General features: G+C 42.3%; 18 protein-coding genes. 10 read left to right on the forward strand and 8 right to left on the reverse strand.

Translation table 11 applies throughout. The features are described 5' to 3' along the window. Nucleotides 1-462 precede the first annotated feature (462 nt). From ACZ5A8_RS04335 to ACZ5A8_RS04345, 3 genes are all read left to right on the forward strand, one after another. Nucleotides 463-1,533: an NAD(P)-dependent glycerol-1-phosphate dehydrogenase gene (locus tag ACZ5A8_RS04335; protein ID WP_464532423.1), complete on the forward strand. Its 1,071-nt coding sequence runs from the start codon at nt 463-465 to the stop codon at nt 1,531-1,533. Between the two features lie 284 nt (nt 1,534-1,817). Next, complete coding sequence (locus ACZ5A8_RS04340) at nt 1,818-2,267, forward strand: UPF0179 family protein (RefSeq protein WP_322223481.1); 450 nt, start codon at nt 1,818-1,820, stop codon at nt 2,265-2,267. Nucleotides 2,268-2,342: 75 nt separating this feature from the next. Beyond that, nucleotides 2,343-2,978 (forward strand): DUF2150 family protein, encoded by a 636-nt coding sequence (locus tag ACZ5A8_RS04345; RefSeq protein ID WP_229388420.1) that lies wholly within the window; start codon nt 2,343-2,345, stop codon nt 2,976-2,978. A gap of 129 nt (nt 2,979-3,107) precedes the next feature. On the opposite strand, the gene ACZ5A8_RS04350 is transcribed toward ACZ5A8_RS04345, so the two are convergent. The 6 genes from ACZ5A8_RS04350 to ACZ5A8_RS04375 form a co-directional block, all read right to left on the reverse strand. Further along, nucleotides 3,108-4,271 carry a glycosyltransferase family 4 protein gene (locus ACZ5A8_RS04350; RefSeq protein WP_464532425.1) on the reverse strand — a complete coding sequence of 388 codons (1,164 nt, stop codon included), beginning with the start codon at nt 4,269-4,271 and terminating at the stop codon, nt 3,108-3,110. 500 nt (nt 4,272-4,771) lie between these two features. Next, entirely contained in the window at nt 4,772-5,809 is a 1,038-nt protein-coding gene (locus ACZ5A8_RS04355) for a galactose-1-phosphate uridylyltransferase (RefSeq protein WP_464532426.1), read from the reverse strand. A gap of 34 nt (nt 5,810-5,843) precedes the next feature. Then, nucleotides 5,844-7,664, reverse strand: a complete 1,821-nt coding sequence (locus tag ACZ5A8_RS04360) for a glycosyltransferase family 4 protein (RefSeq protein ID WP_464532428.1) — start codon at nt 7,662-7,664, stop codon at nt 5,844-5,846. Nucleotides 7,665-7,987: 323 nt separating this feature from the next. Further along, nucleotides 7,988-8,776, reverse strand: coding sequence for a DUF1638 domain-containing protein (locus tag ACZ5A8_RS04365; protein WP_464532429.1), 789 nt, complete (start codon nt 8,774-8,776; stop codon nt 7,988-7,990). A gap of 365 nt (nt 8,777-9,141) precedes the next feature. Next, on the reverse strand, nt 9,142-9,936 hold the full coding sequence (locus ACZ5A8_RS04370) for a DUF1638 domain-containing protein (protein WP_464532430.1): 795 nt from the start codon (nt 9,934-9,936) through the stop codon (nt 9,142-9,144). Nucleotides 9,937-10,097: 161 nt separating this feature from the next. Beyond that, nucleotides 10,098-10,916 carry an ABC transporter ATP-binding protein gene (locus ACZ5A8_RS04375; protein ID WP_464532432.1) on the reverse strand — a complete coding sequence of 273 codons (819 nt, stop codon included), beginning with the start codon at nt 10,914-10,916 and terminating at the stop codon, nt 10,098-10,100. 625 nt (nt 10,917-11,541) lie between these two features. On the opposite strand from ACZ5A8_RS04375, the gene ACZ5A8_RS04380 reads away from it, so the two are divergent. After that, nucleotides 11,542-11,898 (forward strand): DUF5658 family protein, encoded by a 357-nt coding sequence (locus ACZ5A8_RS04380; protein WP_229388406.1) that lies wholly within the window; start codon nt 11,542-11,544, stop codon nt 11,896-11,898. Nucleotides 11,899-12,098: 200 nt separating this feature from the next. Here ACZ5A8_RS04380 and ACZ5A8_RS04385 read toward each other — a convergent pair whose 3' ends face one another. Then, nucleotides 12,099-12,593 carry a GNAT family N-acetyltransferase gene (locus ACZ5A8_RS04385; RefSeq protein WP_464532434.1) on the reverse strand — a complete coding sequence of 165 codons (495 nt, stop codon included), beginning with the start codon at nt 12,591-12,593 and terminating at the stop codon, nt 12,099-12,101. A 254-nt stretch (nt 12,594-12,847) separates the two neighbouring features. Here ACZ5A8_RS04385 and ACZ5A8_RS04390 point away from each other — a divergent pair, with 254 nt between their 5' ends. Beyond that, nucleotides 12,848-13,567: a DNA alkylation repair protein gene (locus ACZ5A8_RS04390; RefSeq protein WP_464532435.1), complete on the forward strand. Its 720-nt coding sequence runs from the start codon at nt 12,848-12,850 to the stop codon at nt 13,565-13,567. Nucleotides 13,568-14,092: 525 nt separating this feature from the next. On the opposite strand, the gene csa3 is transcribed toward ACZ5A8_RS04390, so the two are convergent. Further along, complete coding sequence (gene csa3, locus ACZ5A8_RS04395) at nt 14,093-14,695, reverse strand: CRISPR-associated CARF protein Csa3 (protein ID WP_464532436.1); 603 nt, start codon at nt 14,693-14,695, stop codon at nt 14,093-14,095. Nucleotides 14,696-14,869: 174 nt separating this feature from the next. On the opposite strand from csa3, the gene cas3 reads away from it, so the two are divergent. From cas3 to cas5e, 5 genes are read left to right on the forward strand one after another with little or no spacing between them, the layout of a single operon-like run. Further along, on the forward strand, nt 14,870-17,623 hold the full coding sequence (gene cas3, locus ACZ5A8_RS04400; RefSeq protein ID WP_464532438.1) for a CRISPR-associated helicase Cas3': 2,754 nt from the start codon (nt 14,870-14,872) through the stop codon (nt 17,621-17,623). Continuing rightward, nucleotides 17,620-19,227, forward strand: a complete 1,608-nt coding sequence (casA, locus tag ACZ5A8_RS04405) for a type I-E CRISPR-associated protein Cse1/CasA (RefSeq protein WP_464532439.1) — start codon at nt 17,620-17,622, stop codon at nt 19,225-19,227. Before cas3 ends, casA begins: the two co-directional genes overlap by 4 nt. Nucleotides 19,228-19,250: 23 nt before the next feature. Continuing rightward, nucleotides 19,251-19,757 carry a type I-E CRISPR-associated protein Cse2/CasB gene (gene casB, locus ACZ5A8_RS04410; protein WP_464532440.1) on the forward strand — a complete coding sequence of 169 codons (507 nt, stop codon included), beginning with the start codon at nt 19,251-19,253 and terminating at the stop codon, nt 19,755-19,757. A gap of 35 nt (nt 19,758-19,792) precedes the next feature. Further along, a complete protein-coding gene (cas7e, locus tag ACZ5A8_RS04415; RefSeq protein ID WP_464532441.1) occupies nt 19,793-20,881 on the forward strand; it encodes a type I-E CRISPR-associated protein Cas7/Cse4/CasC in 1,089 nt (362 codons plus the stop codon). A 22-nt stretch (nt 20,882-20,903) separates the two neighbouring features. After that, nucleotides 20,904-21,638, forward strand: coding sequence for a type I-E CRISPR-associated protein Cas5/CasD (gene cas5e / locus ACZ5A8_RS04420; protein ID WP_464532443.1), 735 nt, complete (start codon nt 20,904-20,906; stop codon nt 21,636-21,638). The last annotated feature ends 8 nt before the right edge of the window (nt 21,639-21,646 follow it).

Genomic DNA, 21,646 nt, shown 5'->3' on the forward strand with positions numbered 1-21,646 from the left:
CCTGGTAAAATATCAATCTTTAATTTACAGCCAGGTGCCGAAACTCTTTTCATAGACTCTGAAGAATGTTAAAGAACGAAAAATGGAAGTTAACTGGTCAGGAGCATTTTGTTCTTTACATCATTGAGAATTAAGCTAACAAATCAAGTTGGTGAATCAAGCCAATGAATTAAGTTCTCCTATTTAACTAGTAATACATATTAAACGAGTTGTCGGTTTTCTCAGGCATTATTTCTCAGTATTATCATCTACAGTGTTTGATGCCTGTATGTTATCTGCTGGTGTTAAATACCGGATGATTAGAAATATCTGCAATAACAGTTGAGATGTTAATCACCAGTACGTAATCACCAGTACATAATCACCAGTAAGCTAACTTCAGTGCCTTGCTGGATTATATATGACGGATTTATTAAATCCAGTTAGAGTATATCTTTATTACAATCAAAAATTCATGCGGGTATGAAATTGACCATTAATAAAAACAGCGCAAAATGGATGCAGTTCCCGAGAGATGTACTTATCGGGCACGGCGTGCTTGAAGAAGTAGGAGATGTCTGCAGGGATCTTAAACTGAAAGGAAATGCGCTGGTAGTAACCGGAGGCACTACGTGGGATGTTGCAGGCAGAAGAGTCTGCAAACTACTTGAAGATACGGGGGGCAGTGCAGAGACGGTCCTCACCTGCAGGGCTACGATGGAAGAAATCGAGAGAATTATGGAAAAAGCTCTTGAAACAGAGGCCAGCTTTCTCCTTGGAGTCGGGAGCGGTAGATCGATTGATCTTGCGAAGCTTGCTTCCACAAGGCTTGAACTCCCTTTTATCAGTGTGCCGACGGCAGCTTCTCATGACGGGATAGCATCTTCTCGCGCTTCAATAATGGATAACGGGAAAAACGCTTCCGTACAGGCTCAGGCTCCTATTGCAGTGATTGCGGATACCGAAGTTATCTCAGCAGCCCCTTTCCGCTTTCTTGCAGCGGGTTGTGGAGATATAATCTCCAATTATACGGCAGTTCTGGACTGGGAACTTGCAAGCAGGCTCAGGAATGAGTATTTCGGGGAATATGCTGCCGCTCTCTCACGAATGGCTGCCCGCGTAGTTATCGAATATGCAGATTCTATAAAGCCTGAGCACGAAACCTCTGTCAGACTTGTGGTAAAAGCCCTGGTCTCAAACGGAGTTGCGATGAGCATTGCAGGCTCTTCAAGGCCGGCTTCGGGATCTGAACATATGTTCAGCCACGCCCTTGACAGGATTGCCCCAAAGTCTGCACTGCATGGAGAGCAATGCGGAATTGGTACAATAATGATGATGTACCTGCACGGAGGAAACTGGCAGGAGATCAGGGATGCCTTAAAAAAGATCGGGGCTCCTACGACTGCAGAAGAACTGGGCATAGAAGATAAATATATAGTCGAAGCCCTGTTACATGCACACAGTATCCGCCCGGATCGCTATACAATTCTCGGAAACGGGCTTACCCCCTCGGCAGCTGAGAAGGTTGCAAGAATCACAAAGGTCATAAGTTGAAAAGTTGTTCTAACTGAGGCGGAAACAGAAAATCAACAGTGTTTGAAATATCTTAAAACTGAATACCATGGAATACAAGAACCTTTTAAGACCTGGATTCAGATTTAATAAGTAATTAGAAACTCACTCAAGTTTAAATGAATTTAATTTATTCAGGATAATTTTACTTAAATGCCTTACTTCAGGTCTAATCTCAATACTCAATTCAAAATGTTTCGGGATAAACTCCAGGAATCCCGTAGAATCAATAAATGCCCGAAAAAAATTTAAATGGAAGAACCATTATGACAGAAAGCGATACCAAAATAACACTCATCGGATCACGGCTGGCAAGGGAAGGGCTGGAATTCATATTCAAGGGTGAAATGCCTGAATGCAAGAAATGCCGTTTGAAGAATACCTGCCTTAACCTTGAACCCGGGCGCAGGTATAGAGTCGAGAGAATCAAAAGTAAAGACATACACGAATGTTTCCTGCACGACAGCGGAGTACTTGCTGTGGACGTCAGCAGGGCTCCTATCCTTACAACAATGGAGTCGAGAAAAGCAGTTGAAGGGGCAAAAATTATGTATGAGCCCGCCAAATGTGGCAAGAGAGAGTGCGGTGTGTATGAGATTTGCCATCCGGAAGGGCTTTTAAGAGGGGACAAATGCAAAATTGTAGAGGTCCTTGAGAGCCTTGACTCAAAGTGCGAAGCCGGCAATTCCTTAAAAAAAGTGAAACTTGCCTGGTGAACATAAACAAACACCTTTTAGTAATAGTAAGACTGATTATTAATTAATAAAAAAGGTATATAAGCGGTGTTATAAGTGCCTGAACATGATATGAACCAGGTCCCCCCCTATGAATTTTATACCCAAAAGCGCTGGGAAAACTGGCTCGGACGGGCAAAGGAAAGCGGTTTTCAAATCAAAGAGTCCGAAGAAGAGGCCGGAAAGGAGAGTGCTGTATTCGTCAACATGGTTGACGATGTGATTCTTGCCTGCCTCAAATTAACCGCTCGCTTTGAAAAAAATCTGCTCTCCAAAGAAATGTCTTTAAAGATTCTTGAGGAGATCAGGGATATAGTGCTTTCCGAGGTCGAACCCATTTCTGAAGATATCGACCTTATGATCGATTCGGTACAGACCTCTTTGATGGGGGCACTCGTCGCCTTTGAATGCTATGTCATGGGCGATTACGAGGAGGAGGCAAATATCGAAGAACTTATAAAAGTAGCAATCGACGCCGAAGCCTCGGATGACCTTGAAACTGCTCTTGATTACACTGCACAGTGCGGCGCAATCGTACTCAAAGGACAGAGCCTGCCTGAAGAGATAATGGCTGAGCTTCCATATGGAATTGTTGCAGAGTGGCTTGACGGGATTGACTCAATTTCGGCAGCTATGGTAGGAAGCGACAGTTATAAAGAATTTGACGAAGACGACGAGGAAGATACTGTATAATACCTTCCTCTCACACTTTCTCTTCAAACTTTTTCAAATAATAAATTTTTTATTTTTTAGTGCTAAGTTTTTTAAGGACACTGTGTTTTAGTACACAGGCTTTTTAAATGTTCTTCATAATTTAAACACTCAGGCTTTTTCTATTACTTTTTCATATACTTCAAGGGTTTTTTCAGCTATTGTCTCCCAATTGTATCTCTTTTTCAGAAGGTCGTACCCCTTCTCTCCCATTCTGTTACGTCCGAGACCCTCAAGTACGTAATTAAGGCCCCAGGCAATGGAAGAGGGTTCTTTATGAGCAATGATTCCCGTTCTGAAGTTCTCAACAAGAGCAACTGCATCGCTTGCAACCACAGGTTTTTTTGCATCCCATGCCTCAAGCACAACTATCCCGAAGGGTTCGTTTCGGCTTGGGACACAGACAAGGTCACAGGCATTGAACCAGTCTATGACAGTATTGTCCGGGGCGTAACCAAGGAAATTGCAGGAATCCCCAATTCCAAGCCTCTGAGCCTGGTTCTCACATTGAGCCCGCATATCCCCTTCTCCTATGAGCACAAACTGGGCAGCCCGCTTCCTAAGGACTTTTGCTGCAGCTTCAACTAGCAGATCAGGCCCCTTCTGATAGGACATCCTCCCAGTAAAAAGCACCACAGGAAGGCATGGATGTATCCCGTAATTTCTTTTTATTTTTCCGGGATCAACTTCTCTTTTTATTTTTCCCACATTTATTCCATTGGGGATTTCCCATAGCTTGTAATCGGGAATTTTGTATATGTGCTTGACTTCTTCTCTCAAAACTGTGGAGGTTGTAACTACGTCGGAAGCCTCGTACCCTCCAAGCCATTCCCTGTGCGAAATCTCTTTTGCTTCCCACCAGTCACCGTGCCGGTTTCCGTTGCGGCCCCATTCCGTACTGTGGAATGTCAGGACAAAAGGCAGCCCGAACTGGGCTTTAATTCTGCAGAGTACGTTTACAGGATGCCAGTCATGCCCGTGGAGGATATCAAACTCTCCTGCCTCTTCCTGCACATCAAGGAACCGGCAATACATGGCATCGCACATCCTGTTCATTTGTTCCACTATTCCTCCAGTCCTGTCGCATGCAATTCTGTGATAGTGGACTCCACTGATTACTTCATCATTGTTTTCAAGACCTCGGGTAAAAAGATGAACCTCATGACCCTCAGCTGCAAGAGCCTCAGAGAGTTCGGATACATGGGGCGAAATCCCTCCTACACGTATTGAATACAAACTTTCCCAACTAAACATTCCTATTCGAATCTTTCTCATAGACTCACTTGTTCCTTTTTGTCAAAGTAAATGACATCACGGTCGCTAAAAGTTACAGGCTTCCCCCAGCCTGTGCTGTTCAAACCCTTCAGCTTACCGGGTTAAACATATTTTTCCAAATTTGTCAAATATTTTTCCAGACTTGTCAAATATTTTCCAGATTGGTAAACTCAGGTTGCGTCTTTCCTGCTGTAATTTCTCTGTACTTATTCCCCTTAAACCCTTCACGTACCTGTTCAGAACAGGAATTATCTAAATATACCTGGTCTACAGGACAATTTTCGCATTAAGAATATATCTCTATACTTCCCTAACTTTATTCCTTATTAATTGTACATAAATATATCTCTGATTTTTTCCATATGTTTTTTCATTGGAAACTTTTACTCTAACTGTTTATTCCATTTTTTATCCCTTTTGTTTATTCAGGTTATTTGCTCCAGTTGTTTGCTGGCTATTTGTTCCATGTCGATTTCTCTCTCCCGGGTTATTCTGGACACTCATTCATCCCCTCTGAGGTATGAGGCTGCCTTTTCCGGAGAAACCGTATTAATGTAGATTCCGGTGTTAAGTTCGAACCCTGCAGCAGTAGAGAGTCGGGGCACCAGCCTGAGGTTCAGGTGGTACTCCGGAGTTTCAAAAAGCTGGTAGAACATATAGTTATAGGGCAGGTTTCCAAGCACTTTTGCGTAATTCCTGAGGATAACTCGCAAAATCTCACCGAGGGCAAAAAGGAGTTCAGGACTAAAATCCTCGAGAAAGCTTATGTGTTTTTTTGGAAGGATCCATATTTCAAAGGGTCCTGTTGAATAGTAAGGGGCAAAAGCCACAAATTTGCTATTTTCATGGATAAGTCTTGGTGAGACTTTTTCTTTTTCAATAATAGCACAGTAAGGGCACTCTTTTACTTCTCTAATAGCCTTCAATTCTCTTTCCAGAACCTGAGGACAAACCGGCAGAGCTATGAGCTGGCTGTGCGGATGGTCCTGGGAAGCACCTGCGTTTTTTCCAGAATTTTTGAACAGGGAGACATAACGAATTTTTTCATGGGCTGTGTAATGGCATACCCTGTCCTTATAGACATTCATAAGCCCGGAAATTTCAGTATCTGAGAAATCTTCCAGTTTTTTCCCGTGAAAAGGCGACTCTACTATCACTTCGTGGAAACCGAATCCCGGGAGAATTTCAGGATCTTTCCCATGAAATCCGGGAGGAGGTGGGGCAGGAGAAAGTGCAGGATAGAGGTTTGGGAAACAGCGAAAATCCCAATTGCGTACTCTTTTTCCCCCGCTATCGGCAAAGACCTCCCCATTCTTATATACTGCAGTTGCAGGAGGCGTTTTTTCTTCATTTCCCCCGCAAAAAACGCAGCTTTCAAAGGAGCTTTCCTGAGAGCCTTCTGAACCTTCTGAACCTTCTGAACCTTCAGAACCTTCAGAACCTTCGGCTGCCCCCACAAAATCCGAAGGCCTTTTAGCCCTCTCTTCAGCAATTATGCAGTACTCGGGAAGAAAATAATGCTTTCTGATTTCTGACATTTTCTGAAACCTCAGCCTTTCCCTTATTTTCCCTTTACTCTTTTTCAGAGACTTTATCTTCCTGCGCGCAGAAGCGTGCCCCGCTTATAAGCTCATAGTACTGCTCTGTGGGCTTTTCCCAGCCCATATCCTTTGCAAGGAGAAAAGCTTCCCTGCAGAGCAGTTTGTATTTTACTCTGTCATCCACGAAATTTCTGGTAAAGTAACTGACTGCCAGGGCATAGTCAAGGACTGTTTCGTAATAGGAAAGGTCTATGTTGTCTACCACTATCACTCCGCCCAGACCTTCTACCAGGGACTCGATAGTTTTTATAGCATCACTGAAGCCGCAGACCCGGCTTACCACGCTTGGGGTCCCCTCTCTTCCGGCTTCAAGCCCTGTGAGCAGAAACGGGTCATAGCGGGAGGGAAATATCCCGGCACAGCAGCCTGCCATAAAGTCCCTGACTCCCATGCCCAGCCCTCCGTCCTCCGTTGAGATAATCTGGGGATAGAGGACTGCTGCAACTGAACGCTTTCCTCTTACCAGTCTCGTGAAATCCAGCCCTCTTTCCTCTATCATTTGCTGAAGCCTGAGTTCGTTTCCTACAAGTACATCTTTTGGCAGGTGTACCGGAAACCCTTCCGGGAGGTTAGTTTTTGGGCCTTCTGCTGCTATAAGGAAGCAAATTACCTTTACCCCCTCTTCCATATGCCCTTCCATGATGCTGTTCCTTATTATATGCTCGAGAGCTAGAAGGGAATCTAGAAGATCCGGATATCCTTTGTTTTCGACCTCTATACGGGAGATTGTGAAAATGGGAATAATCTTCTCGGGCTCGACCTTTTCCCCTCCATAGTACCTGTGCATGTTTTCGGAAAGGAAATTCCTTATATGTGCGAGGCAAAGTTCCTTGCGGCTCCAGTCTATTTTTTCGGGCACAATGGTTATTCCATTTCTAATGACAATCCCGTTAATCCCGTAAAAAAGCCTGGCTTCCTGTCGAGTCGATTCCCCAACGGCAGTAACCGTATCTGCATAGAGGGCAAGTGCTTCGAGGGAGGCAAGGTTTTCAGGCACGCCCTGAGGCCATGTGCTGTCATTGTTTCTTCTTTTTTGAATGGAATTATATCCGGCAGCTCTGCCAGGAAGGGTGGCATGCAGGGTCGCGACAGTATTTATCGGGATCCCCAGCTTTTTAAGTCTTGCAGGTGCATAGAATGTCCCGAACTCATGGCAGTGCAGGGAAATTCCGGGACAGGGAATTGAATCTTTACCCGAACCTGCCTCTTCTGCCCAGGTATCGCCAGTTTTAGGAGCTGAACTTACAAGAAGCCGGATAAGCTCGGAAATCGAATGCGAAAGAGAAAGGTAATGAGTATATTCAGCTCCATTTGGCATGCTTTCATACCTCAGGGAGTCAAGCCCAAGAAGTTCATAGGCTTCGGCTTTGACCCTGCTTTCGAGAGTCATCTCTTTTCCCATATATGAGGAGCGGAGTTTCCCAAAATCCGAAGTCTGAAATTGCAGGTAACCTATCCTGGTTTCTCCAACCATCTCCTCTCCTGTGAAAACCTTTATGCCTTCGTTTTCAAGGGCTTTGAGACTTTTCCGGAGCTCTCCGTCAGAGCTGAGAGGGGCAAGCCCGTCCATATTAGTAATCCTGTTCAAGCCCCGGTTCCAGTCTGCTCCCCTGTGCCCGAAATATGGCCCTGCAACAAGGATCTCTGTACTTTCTTTTGCCTTGAGTTTTCCGGAGTCAAAAAGAGCCGCAAGGGTATGCGCCTCTTCATCAATGACGTTCCAGATCCCGCCCATTTTGTTTGACGCAGGACCTGCCTCTTCTCCGGCAATCATAATAAAATGGTTTCCCAACTCCTGAATTCCCCCTCAGGTCTTTTGACGTTAGATTTCGTGTTTATTTGAAATCTGCCTGTGAATATTAATACCTATCAATTGATAAAGGAAACTGATAGCTTAAATGTCTCGAACTCATTTGATATTCCAAAAGAATATGTGGAAGAATTTAATGAAAGAAGGACATAAAAATAAAAGAAAGAGAGAATAATAAAAGAAAGAGAGAAAAAAGTTTAAAGATTGAAAAGATGCCGGGAAAGAAAGGGTTCGGAAAAAATATTTTTCAAACCCGAGTTTTTAGACCCGAGCTTAAAGGTCAGGATTTATACCCGGATGTAAGGTCAGGCATTGATCACTGAAGTTTTTGTTTTTGCATAACAATTTTCTACAAGCTGCAAAGTCCCATTCAGGTCCGTAATTTCAAATTCAAAGAGTGTGGAGAATTCCTTTACACAAGCATCGAAATCTTTTTCGTAGGCAAGGCCTGTATTTATTCTGGCAACCTTTTTATAGCCTGCATAATCAAAGACAAACTTCGACATCGTTATATCATCCGGGTTCTGGCTAAGGCCTGCAGTCCGGATCATTTCCCTCCAGTTCACAGCCCACATGGGGGTCAGGAAAAAGGTGCCCACCCCTCTGCAGCTTTTCAGGACTTCCAGGTAACGTCCCCTGCCTCCAAGCACGGCACCGATGCAGTCATCAACGATCTCTCCGTTTTCTTCTTTCAGGATGGAGACCCTGCAGTCCAGGTCTTTGAAGTCTTCTTCAATTTTCCCAAGCACGTTTCCACAGAGCCCGTAAAAGAGCAGGACCCCGTCCGAACGGGGAGCCATAAGTTCTACTTTTGAATATACGGTTTTTTTAAGGTTTTCAGGGATTGCGTGCAGGGCGAGCTCAAGTATGTATATTATGAGGGTCAAACTTTTGTCTTTACCTGCAGCTTTTTCGGGAATCCCTTCAAGAGGAAGGGCTGTGTGTACAATTCCTGCTTCGGTCAACTTTCTCATAATCCCGCCGCAGTCTTCGTTTTCCACTACAAGCACTTTTCCAATCTCAGGGTCGTTTTCAAGGAGGTGCATGATCTCATCTTCAAACATCCTGCACCCTATCATGGTAATTACTGGCATGTAGACTCCTCTAGCATGTGCAACTCATTATTTTTTTGAAAGCATACAGGGCGGTTCCTGAAAGAATTTACGTAATCTCCAGAATAATGTTTTTAAAAATCATATCCTTTAAAAAATAATATAAGCTTCAAAATATTCGACCTTATTTAGCGGCATATATAATAAAGAAAAATATACTGGCACTGTTTATATACCTGAGCGTTAAAAAAATACACTAACTAACCATCAGGTATATTTCAATAACTTGACATATTGCCTTCAAGATAATTTCGAATCTCAAAAAAAGTTAATTGTTTCTGAATCAATACTATTTTGAGTCAATCCCGATGCCGAAGCTCTTAAAGCTCCTTTTTATCAAAATATTTTCAGGCTTTGAGCGGCCTGAGCAGCATATTTTGCATTATACTGTACGATTTTTGCGCTATTTCAGTGCTGCCTTCAAGTTCTACTACCTCAAAATCGAAGTTAAGCGCAAATTCTTCAATCTTTTTCTCAAAATCAGGTTCGTAGGAAAGTCCTGTGTTGATCCGTGCTATTTTTCGATATCCGAGTTCTCTCAGGCTGTCAGGGGTGAATTCAAAACCAGGAAGCAACTTATCATCCAGCCTGAAAGCATTTTTCCAGTTTACAGCCCACATGGGGGTTACGAAAAAGGTATCACTATGGCTCTTCAGAATTTCCCGGTAGCGGGAGTTGCCTCCAAGGGCTGCTGCAATGCAGTCTTCAAGGGGTCGGGTAGATTCGCCTGCGTTTCTGTCCTGCAAAAGCTGTAGAGAGCATCTGATATATGGAAAATCTTTCCGCATCCGGGAAAATGAGTGCCCGCAGAGTCCGTAGAAAAGGAGGATTCCGTCTGAAAACCTGGACATCAGGCTCAGGTTTGTATATGTTTTACTTTTGAGCCTGGACGGGTCTGTGTGGAGACCTATCTCCTGAAGCTGGACAATGACGCTGAATCCATCATTTCGCTCCAGGCAGGACCTTATCTCGTAAACAGGCAGGATCACAGGTTCAAGCCCCTGAGCTTCAAGTTTGTGCAGGAGGCCGATGTTTTCTTTGTTTTTTACGAGGTAAATTCTTTCCACTTCAGGGTCATTTGAAAGCACATGGACAATTTCATCCTCGAATACCCTGCAGCCGATTATGCCCATCGTGGTCATGATGTAAACTTCGCCCTGAACTATTAATAAATATCCTTATCGGGAGAGCTAATGACTCTTAGCAAAAAAAGAGGGTTTTTAAACTATGAATCCTTTTCCTCTATCCCGGTAAGCTCTGGAACGGGTGGTTTTTCGGGGCTGGAGCCGGGATATGCTTTTCTTCAGTTCCAGGTCTGGTAGTAGCCTTCTTTTTCCAGGACTTTTACGGAGAGGGAAAAAAGCTCTGAGAGGTTTGCATCTGTCAGGACTTCTTCTTTTTTTCCGTCCATGAAGACTTTTCCTTCCTTTATGAGAATCACACGACTGATTTCGGGAATGACATCCTGCAGGTTGTGGGTGACAAGGATAACACTTTTCCCGGAGCATGCTATTTTCCGGACACTTTCACGGAAACTGTGCATGGCTTTTAAATCGAGGCTGTTTGCAGGTTCGTCAAGGATAAGGGCATGCGGGTCGTGCACAAGAGCTCTCCCTATAAGCACTCTTCTTGCTTCCCCTGTGGAAAGTTCGCACATCAACCTGTCTGCAAGGTGGGAAATCTCAAGAAACTCCAAAATTTCTCTGGCTCTTGTCTCCATTTCAGGGGTTACCCTATGGTTGTAATATATTCCTATGCTGCTGAAAAATCCTGAGAGTACTGTATCAAGAACCCGGATCTGGCGGCAGCAGGTCTGCTGGAGTTCTCCAGAGACTATCCCGAGAAGTTTTCTGAGCTCAAAAACGTTCCAGGTCTCTTTACCCATTATTTTCAGTACGAGCCCGTCGGCTCCTGCCAGCGGGTGGTATTCTTTTGTAAGGGTTTTTATGAAGGAGGACTTGCCGGAGCCGTTGGGCCCTATGATTGCAACATGTTCCCCGGGCTTGATGGAAAGGGATACAGAGTCAAGGATCTTTTTCCCGCTCCTTACAACTGTAACGTTTCTCATTTCCAGCAGGGAAGGGGAATTTTCCTTCCCTGTTTTTTGCAATTGTTCAGCCATGAGTATCATCTTTTAGTTTAAAATCGGACTTTCAGCCAGACCATCCATTATTTCCAGTTATTTTCTCACTTTCAGGACTTTGCTGGATCACTTTTTATTGAAACTACTTTTGCTGGGACTTTTTATATTGGAGGTATTTGAAACTATTTTTTCTGGGATTATTTGAAACTATTTTTACTGGAATTCACTTTTCCCCGGAGTTTTCCTTTTAATCGAAATTCCCCTTTTTAAATCTTTTCCATACCTTCAGCATAGTCCTTAACTGGCAGGAAGGTTCTTCCAGAAAAATCCATCCAGACCATATCCTGAAAGCACTGGGCATCAATTAGAAAGACTGCCATAATTTCACCCTAAAAGACTTCAGGAGCCTCAGATTTTCTCTTTTTAAATTTACTTTACAAAATATCCCATTAAACAAATATTTTACTGTCTATTTGGTTATCTTAACTCGTTTATATTTCTGGTCCATATTCGGTAGCCTATAGACATATTAAATATTATTAAAACCCTCAACGGTCCCCTTACTAAAATTTGTAAACCTCTATCTTAGTTTCTTACGCTTATATAATCTCATAAAATAAAGTCGCTTTAACCGAAAAACAGAGAAGTAATAAGGGGGGTTTTGTTGGAAGTTAGCTATATTCGGAGTTCGTTCAGGTCTTATCTGTACGATATCCGTTTTATCATTCTTTTCTATGTGATAGGGGACTGGGCTTCTACTTTTTATGCCCTGCCGTTCGGCACAGAATATAACCCTGTTCCTGCAATGATCCTGGAAAAGTATGGAATTTACCATCTCCTGCTTATAAAAGTTGCATTCGTCCTTTTGCTCTTTTACGTAGCTCCGGTAATAAAAACGTCAAAGGGACGCTGGGAACTTACAAAACATATTATTGAATCCGTAGGTATCCTTGTCACTGTAAACAACCTTATGGTGGTTTGGTACGGGAGCAGCCTTATAGAAACTCTTGGGCTGGTCTGAGTTTTTGCAGACCCTGTAATTCAGGCCTTTTTTCCTCTCTTTTTATTTTTTTCTCACTGGTTGACCTGAGCCCTATATTACTTCTCACCTGTTACTGCTCGCCGATTGTTGCTCACCTGTTGCTTATTTGTTGCCCAATGCTGCTTATTTACTCCTTTTCTGCATCCGGCTCTGCTGTTACCCTGCTGCTGCTCTATTGCTTACCTGGTTTTGGAATATACGAAACAGTCGTAGTACTCTTTCCTGATCCTGTGAACTTTTTTTGCGATCCCTTCTTTTTCATACCCGCATTTCCGGGCAACCTGTTCACTTGCGAGGTTTCGAATATCCATAAGGATAACAATCCTCTGTAATTTCAGTTCACCAAAACCAATTTTTTCAAGCTGCCTTACAGCTTCGGTTGCAATTCCCTGCCCGTGATAAGCCTTATCCACAAGATAACCGATTTCCCCAATCCACGGCCTATGCTGGTCGATTCTTATCCCGCAGGCTCCTACAAGTTTTCCGTCAAAGAGGATCGAATAATTGTGTTCAAAATTGGTTTTCTTTTTTACCTCATTCAGCTTCAGAAATCGCTTTTCATCCTCAAGGGTTTCTACCGGAATTTCTATAAACTCCAGGTCAGTGTACATAAGAATTTCAAAAAGACGCTCGGCATCGGATAGTTCCTGAGGGCGAATCTTTACTCGAGGCATAATGGAAAATTGAGCTTCCCTCATGAAAAATGTTTTTAACGCCTATCCGATTTTTCTTTCCCACTTCTCTTTCCCACTTCTCTTTCCCACTTTCTCTCCTACTTTCTTTTTGGGTTTTCATCCTGACCGGCACACGGACCAGCAAACTTTTTTCTTACCTGACCATTCTGGTACCTGGCTATTTCTTACGCCTGAAAGCACGATATGGGTAGAAAAACAAAATATAAGTAACACCTTTGATTAAATATACAACTGTGCAAGCCGATATTATAACCAGGATCAGAAAAGATTTAATCGAAAATGTGGATGAAAATACAAAAAATAGCTGTTCCCGCTTTTTTAAAGAAGAGGTGAAATGCTACGGAGTCAAGACTTCTACTGTCGGAAAAATCGCGAAAGACTATTTTAGAGAGCTGAAGCAGGCAGGACAGGCAGAGAAAATAAATATATTTCTCCTGTGTGAAGAACTCCTGCAGTCGGACTACTGCGAGGAAGCCTACATCGCCTTCGAATGGGCATACGAGGTAAGAGCCGAATACACCGAAGCTGACTTTTCTGTTTTTGAACACTGGGTCAAAAGCTACGTTAACAACTGGGCGAAGTGCGACACCCTCTGCAACCACACAGTTGGCTCTTTTATTGAAAAATTCCCGTCCTACATTGAAAACCTCAAGCTCTGGACACAGTCGGACAACCGCTGGCTCAGGCGGGCGTCAGCCGTGACCCTTGTCCTGCCCGCAAGAAAAGGCCTTTTCCTGCCTGAAATCTTTGAAATCTCAGACCTCCTTCTCACAGATAAAGACGACCTTGTCCGGAAAGGCTACGGCTGGATGCTGAAAGAAGCCAGCAAACCCCATCAGCAGGAAGTCTTCGATTATGTCATGAAAAATAAAAAGGAAATGCCCAGAACTTCCCTCAGGTATGCAATCGAAAAATTCCCTGCAGACCTGCGGGCTGAAGCTATGAAAAAATAAAAAGAGGAAACAAAAAAACCGTGACAGAAACCTCCTGCAAATCGGAAACAGTACAGGAGCAGTTTAAGGCAAAAAGATCGAAAACTGCTGAGACTGAAGATAAAGAAGATTGAAGGGAGCAGGGAGTTTTTCCGATGCAGTACCCCCATACTACATCTATGAGCCCCTTTCTCCCCCATATTCCCTGGTTTTATTCCCATATATTTGCCAGCAGTCTGGTCTGCAGGCGGATCCATTGATGCAAGCTTTGTCTGTCTGCCAATTAAATGAATGTCTTCACAAGTATTTTTGTCTATTTGTCCAGTAATGATAAAAGTTTAACACTACCTAACTTTTAATGAGAAAGTTTAATTCGCACCCGCCTGTTCTATGCTTCGCCTGATAATGTATTGCATCTGAGAATCTTTATTTTTATTTCTTGAGATATAATGTGAAAATGTGATAAGTTGGGACGAGAGGTGTTAATAGTTGTTTTTTGTTAAACAGGGCTTTTTAATTCAATTCTTATATTTTTTGCCCAGGCTGTTAAATTGAGGCAATTTTTCCTGCATCAGTTATTATGTATCCATTATCCCCGTCTGCAATATATCCCATCGATTTGAGCTCCCTCAGGTGGTTGTAAGTCATCCCTTTGGAAATTCCGGCAGTTGCCGCAATCTTAGTGACAGATGAATCCCCTTTCTGGATTTCTTCAAGTATCAGTTTCTTGGTTTCTGAAAGATTGAAACTCAGCACCGGAAAATCGATCATTAAACTGTCTTCTTCGGTCACGTAAACGATTCTCTGTACCATATCGTTTCTCGCATAAGCCCCGAAAAGAGCCCCAAAAGCCTGCGGCTTCCTGCCTCCCGATACATTGACAATGACCTGGCTGCCTCTATCGTGTTCCTTTTCAATCAGCTCGGCAACATCTTTTGCTACGCGAACGGTGTCGTAGAGGGCAGTATCTTTTTTCTCAACTTCAAGCGCGTTTTTAAATGTTTTTTCAATCATTTCCTCTGACCGCAACTTCTTTTCATCCGCCCCTTCTTCTGACAGCAGGATGATTTTCGAAGGGGAAAGCCGCGTCACACAGATAATGACAGGTTCAAGAGCGTAGATTGTGGAGATGAGTGTGAGTTTTGGCATTAGATGCTATGTATTGTTTGGTTCGGTTATATGTTTTACTATGTTACATATCTGCTATTTAATATTATATGCCTACTATTATAATTAAAATTAGAAATGTATATATAGATTATTAACTGTGAATGTTTAGGGTTTACAAATTTAATTTTAATTTGAACTAATCTTGATGATAATATGAACAACTCATGCAATAATTCGATATTTAATAATTGGGGAAAATCCGGCTCTACTGAAGAAAATGAGCATAATTATCACTTACTTGTGTATCATTGTCTTGATGTTGCAGCAGTTGGGACAATACTCTTAGAAAAAGATAATTTACTCACTGAGAAATTTATTCGGATAACAGGTCTCAACGAAAAAAGCGTTCTTTCCCTGATCTCTTTCTTCTTAGCTATACATGATCTAGGAAAATTTTCGGAAAGATTCCAGAATCTCAAGCCAGAGTTGTTGAGAACCCTTCGTGGTCACGATAGTGACAAAAATTATACCCTTCGTCACGACAGTATGGGATTTCATCTATGGGACAGAATATGGAAGAAAGTATGGGACAAAAATAATCTTCGTTTAGATAAGATAGAATACGATGTTTCTGATTGGGCACTTGTAATTTACCCATGGATTAAAGCAGTTACAGGCCACCACGGTAAACCTCCTGAATATAGTATCCATGGTGTTCCCGTAAATCCCAGGGAACTTTTCACAGAAGAAGATACCGAAGTAGGATATTTTTTTGTAGAGGCCGTTTCTGAATTATTCTTAAGCTCATATTTCGATTTTACTGTATACTCCGATGAAGGAGGGGACCCCTTTGATAATTTGATCTCCGGGTTTAAGAAATCTTCATGGTTGCTAGCGGGCCTAACAGTATTAAGTGACTGGATTGGATCAAACAGCCAGTACTTTAAATATATTTCAGAGCCGATGCCTCTCCATGAATACTGGGAACACGCCTTAATAAACGCAGAGCAGGCACTTTACGATTCCTGGCTACTTCCTTCATGTGTTTCATTAGAAACTGGAATTGAATCTTTGTTCACAAATATTCAAACTCCGAGTCCGCTTCAATCATATGTTTCAACGTGCGAGATTGAGCAAAACCCTCAACTTTTCATTATTGAAGAAATGACCGGAAGCGGAAAAACAGAAGCAGCTTTAACTCTGGCTCATCGAATGATGTCAAAGGAGCTTGGAAATGGTGTATTCATAGCATTACCTACAATGGCAACATCCAATGCTATGTATGAAAGGCTTACAGGAGTATACAGGAAATTCTTTATCCCAAATTCTTCGCCTTCTCTGGTTTTGGCTCATAGTAGCAGTTATCTTTCGGATAAATTCCGCAGTTCCATTGGATTTTCTAACATAGGAGGAGATAGTGAATCATATTGCAATAAAAACTCAATAAAAGATGAAACCATCTCTGCCCAGTGCAGTCAATGGATAGCTGACAATAGGAAAAAAGCCCTGTTAGCAGACGTAGGGGCCGGGACTGTAGACCAGGCAATAATGGCAGTTCTTCCTGCATATCACCAGTCATTGCGTATTCTGGGTTTGACTCGAAATGTTCTGATAGTGGATGAAGTCCATGCTTATGATCCTTACATGCATGCTCTTTTATGTAATTTGTTGGAAATGCATTCTTCTCTTGGCGGAAGTGCCGTTCTACTTTCAGCAACCCTTCCCATGAGACAGCGGCAGGAGCTAGCCAATAGTTTTTGCAGAGGATTGGGGGTAAGATGTAAAAAACTAACGAATGCCAATTATCCTCTCCTAACTTTTGCAAGCAAAACCGATGCTATGGAGATTCCTGTAAACATACGTGAAGGAACAGATAGAACAATCAGAATTGAATTTTTCAATGAGCCGGGTGCAGTAGAAAATAAAATCGTTGATGTCTCTCGGAAAGGAAACTGTGTTTGTTGGGTACGAAATACTGTTGATGATGCCATTGAAGCGTATCAAAGGCTTGTAGCGATCCTTGGTGAAGAACAGGTTGATCTTTTTCATGCCCGTTTTGTTATGGGAAATCGTTTAAAAATCGAAAATCGTGTGATGAGTTATTTTGGGAAAAACTCCACTGAAGAAATACGCCGTGGTAGAGTTCTGATCTCAACGCAGGTAGTCGAACAGTCATTAGACCTTGATTTTGATTATCTTATAAGTGACCTTGCTCCTATTGATCTGATTATCCAAAGGGCAGGCAGGCTCCAAAGGCATCCGAAACATGGTATACATAGGATACCGATACTCGGAATCCTTGCTCCCGAATTAACAGAAAATCCTTCTAAAAACTGGTACTCAGATGTGTTTTCAAGAGCTGCCTTTGTGTATCCTAACCATGGGGAACTGTGGCTCACAGCTAGCTTACTTGCAGAAAAAGGAAAAATTACTGTTCCGGATGATTTAAGGTTATTAATTGAAGGAGTTTTCAGTGAAAAAGCCTGTGAGAATATTCCCGAGAACTTGAAATCTTTAGCTGAAGAATCAAAAGGGAGTTCAATGGCCAGCAAATCACTGGCTAATTTAAATTCTCTTAATTTTGAAGCCGGATACCAAAAATCCCCTACACAATGGGTTGACGAGGTCATAACCCCAACACGCCTTGGGAGAGAAACAGTAACTCTTCGACTCGCAAAATGGGATGGAAATTCTCTAACTCCTTTTTTTGAAAAAGGACGATATTCATGGGAATTGAGTCAAGTAAGAATAAGCAAGAATAAATTCAAGACAGTCAATTATTGCAATATACCAGAACCGGAAATCGAGAAAGTAATTGACTCTATGCCTGACAAAGGAAAGTGGTCTATTTTTGTTCCGCTATCAGCGGTAAATGGTGAATGGATAGGTTATGCCACAGATGAAAAGGGAAATCACATTACACTGACCTATAATCAAAAAACAGGTTTAAGCATTAAGAAAGAATGACGGAGGGATTTACGGCGTTTAATCTTATCTATGAAAAATGGATACCCGTTCAAAGAAAGGACGAAACAAAAGTAACAATTGCTCCCTGGCAAATTACAGAAGGTATCGGATCAGGAAATCCGATAAGCGAACTTGATGCACCCCGATCAGACTTTAATGGTGCATTGATACAGTTTCTCATAGGGCTGGTACAAACAACGATATCACCGGCGAATGAGAGGGCCTGGAAAAATGTGCTAAAAAATCCTCCTTCTCCGGAAGATCTGAAAAACGCCTTTGAAAAGGTCTCTCATGCTTTTGAATTTGATGGAGAGAATGCGCGTTTCATGCAGGATTATGACCTTACTGAGTATAAGGAAAGCCAGATCGATGAGTTGCTGATAGAAATGCCAGGTGAGAACACAATCAAAAAGAATTCGGATCATTTCCTAAAAAGAGATTCTGTGAAAAAAATGTGTTTCCCCTGCTGTGCTACTGCTCTTTTCACACTCCAGGCAAATGCTCCTTCAGGAGGTCAGGGACATAGAACCTCTCTTCGGGGAGGAGGTCCTCTGACCACTATCGTAAAGGGAAATAATCTATGGGAAACGATCTGGTTGAACATTCTGGAAGAAGGGGATTTCAAAAAGCTAGGGGATACAGAGAAGAGCGATTTAGTGGACATATTTCCCTGGCTTGGACCTACGTATACAAGTGAGAAAAACCAAAAAATAACTTCTTCTGATGTCAATCCTAAACAAATGTTTTGGGGGATGCCTCGCAGGATAAGAATCAATTTCGATACACTTGAAAGTGGAATTTGCGAGATATGTGGAAAAGAATCTCATGATCTGGCAACAGGTTACATCTCCAAAAACCACGGTATTAACTATGAGGGAGGGTGGAGGCATGTATTAACCCCACATACAGAGGATAAGAGGGGTATTCTACCAGTTCACCTAAATCCAGGGGGAATCAGTTATCGTCACTGGCTTGGCCTTATTCAAAACGATGGAGAAGGAACTAAACAGCCGGCATTTATTGTTGACAAGTTTCGTGATAGACAGTATAATTTCAATTTATTAAGCGAAGTCTTCAATCACAGTCCTGCAATCTGGGCTTTTGGTTACGATTTTGATAACATGAAAGCTCGCTGCTGGTATGAGAGCCAGATGCCGCTGATAATAGTGAATGAAGATATCAGAGCAGAATATGAAAATGTGATTTCTCAGTTAATTAAGTCGGCAGAAGTTATTGCAGGAAATACCAGAAGCTGCATAAAAGAGGCTCTTTTTAGATATTCAAGTAATGTGAAAGGTGATCTTTCATTCATAGATAGCAGGTTCTGGAAAGATACTGAACCCGAATTTTATAAAACTCTGCATGAATTGCATGGTCTTCTGGGTAAAGGAGAAAACACTGCCGAGTTAAAGCTTAACTGGTTAAAATCTCTAGCAAAAACATCTTTCAAATTATTTGATGAGTATTCTCAGTTAGAGTTTATAGGCACCGCAGATCCCAAACGTATTTCACTTGCTCGTCGAGATCTCGGGAAGTACAACTCTCCAAAAGGGCAAAAACTGAAAACGATTCTGGGTTTGCCTATAGAAAAATCTACTAAATGAAGTGAGTTTGGAGTGATAATAATATGGAAGGTAAGAAAAATTTACTCTTTTCTTCAGATCCAAAAGCTCGCCAGGTATTGTATGAATGGTGGAGTGGGCTGGATATTAGCAGAGGGGATCGAGCAGCATTGAGGCACTGTCATGACGTAGATGAAGTTGCTTTTACTCCTTCTTTCCACCGGCTCAGAAAAGATCTGTTGGGTGAGTTTAATGTAAATCCGGAGTATCTGGCTGCAGTAGCCGGTGTACTTTCGCATGTGAAAAATAATGATGCCGGTTCAGGTTTTGCAGTTCAAATGGCTACCCCACCCTCGGGAAGTTCAAATGCGCGAGTAAGTGGTTTGAGATTCCGGAGATTGCTTACTATTGAAGACAGGCGAGAACTGTTTACATCAATGATCCGTACTGTTCGGCTACTTGATGGTACTGCAAACCTTTTCGATCTTGCATACAGCATTTACTGGTGGAATGAAATTACAAAGAAGCAGTGGGCTTATGATTATTATACGAAATCACCTACTGAAAATTAATGATGAATTTTAAACAATAAATGGAGGAATAAATAATGACAAACTTTGTACAGCTACATATTCTTACTTCATATCCCCCTTCGAATCTTAACCGTGACGATCTCGGAAGACCAAAAACAGCCGTAATGGGTGGAACCCAGAGATTGAGAATCTCATCTCAGAGCTTAAAGAGAGCCTGGAGAACCTCGGAAATCTTCCGGGAAGCTCTTTCAGATCACATGGGAGTTAGAACAAAAGAAATGGGGAATTTTATTTATAAAGCTCTGATTACAGGATCAAAATTGACTGACATTCTTAACAATGGCTCTCAAGCTCCTGCAATATACCCCAAAATGGATGAAAAGAAAGCTGGAGAGGTCACCAAACAGATTGCAGGAGTTTTTGGTAAATTGAAAAAAGAAGGATTCGAAATCGAGCAGCTTGCTCATTTCAGTCCTGAAGAGACAAAAGTTATTGAAAATCTGATCGCGGACATATCCCAAAATGATAGAGAATTGACAAAGGAAGACCTTAACATTTTAAGGAAAGATCATGCTGCAGTTGACATCGCGATGTTTGGAAGAATGCTTGCAGCAAATACCCAGTATAATATGGAGGCTGCAGTTCAGGTTGCTCATGCAATAACTGTCCACAAAGTTTCAGTAGAAGATGACTTCTTTACGGCTGTTGATGACCTCAACAATGGAGAAGAGGACATGGGTTCAGGTCACCTTGGGGAAACGGAATTTGCAGCCGGACTTTTTTATATCTATGTATGTATAAACCGCGATTTGCTGGAGAAGAACCTGAATGGGGATATAGCTCTCACCCAAAAATCGTTAAAAGCACTTACAGAATCAGCCTTGAAAGTTTCACCTACAGGCAAGCAGAACAGCTTTGCATCAAGGGCTTATGCTTCGTACGTACTCGCAGAAAAAGGAAGTCAACAACCCCGTTCACTGTCAGTTGCATTCTTGAAATCCATGGAAGACAAGGACCTTTTAAGAAAATCCGTTGAAGAACTCCAGGCTACACGGGAGAAGATCGAAAATGCCTATGGTAAGTGCTGTGAAAACAAGGTTGAGATGAACACATACACTGGTGAAGGGTCCATTGGAGATATCCTCAGCTTTGTAGAAAATTAAAGCTGGTTAGAGGGTGAACAACATGAAAAATTACCTTCTTTTCCGGCTTTATGGGCCTCTGGCTTCATGGGGTGATATTGCAGTGGGAGTCAATAGGCCCTCATATGATCATCCTTCTAAGTCGGCAGTAATGGGCTTGCTAGCAGCAGCACTTGGAATACGAAGAGACGAAGAAGAAAAACATCGAGAGCTTTCAGAGTCATATAATTTTGCTGTAGCTGTGCATTCCTCAGGGACTTTTTTGAGAGACTACCATACAGTTCAGGTCCCTTCTGCAAGTTCACTAAAAAATCAGAAGTATATACTTACCAGAAAAGAAGAACTCGGAATCGAAAAAGACGAATTGAATACAATTCTCTCTTCAAGGGATTACTACTGCGATTCGTGTTATACGGTTGTGGTATGGGCCAGAAACGCTGAAAACCCTTATTCTCTTGAGTTTCTCGCAAAAAAACTAAAAGAACCCGAGTTCGTTCTTTACCTTGGAAGAAAATCCTGCCCTCCTTCTTTGCCTTTTGAAGCAAAGGTTGTGAGTGGAGATAACCTTGAAGAAGTAATCAAAAAAACTGAGTTCAAATGTAAGGAATTTCTTTCGCCTTTAAAAATCCCCAGTCAGGTGAGGCTTTATTGGGAAGGTAACGAAAGCGGTCTGGAACCCTCACACACGATTTCCCGCAGAGATGATATTCTCAGCCGCAAAAGATGGCAGTTCGCCGACAGAAAAGAACACTACATGATGATGGAACTGGGGGAATGAAAATTGTA

The organism is Methanosarcina subterranea (assembly GCF_055385895.1).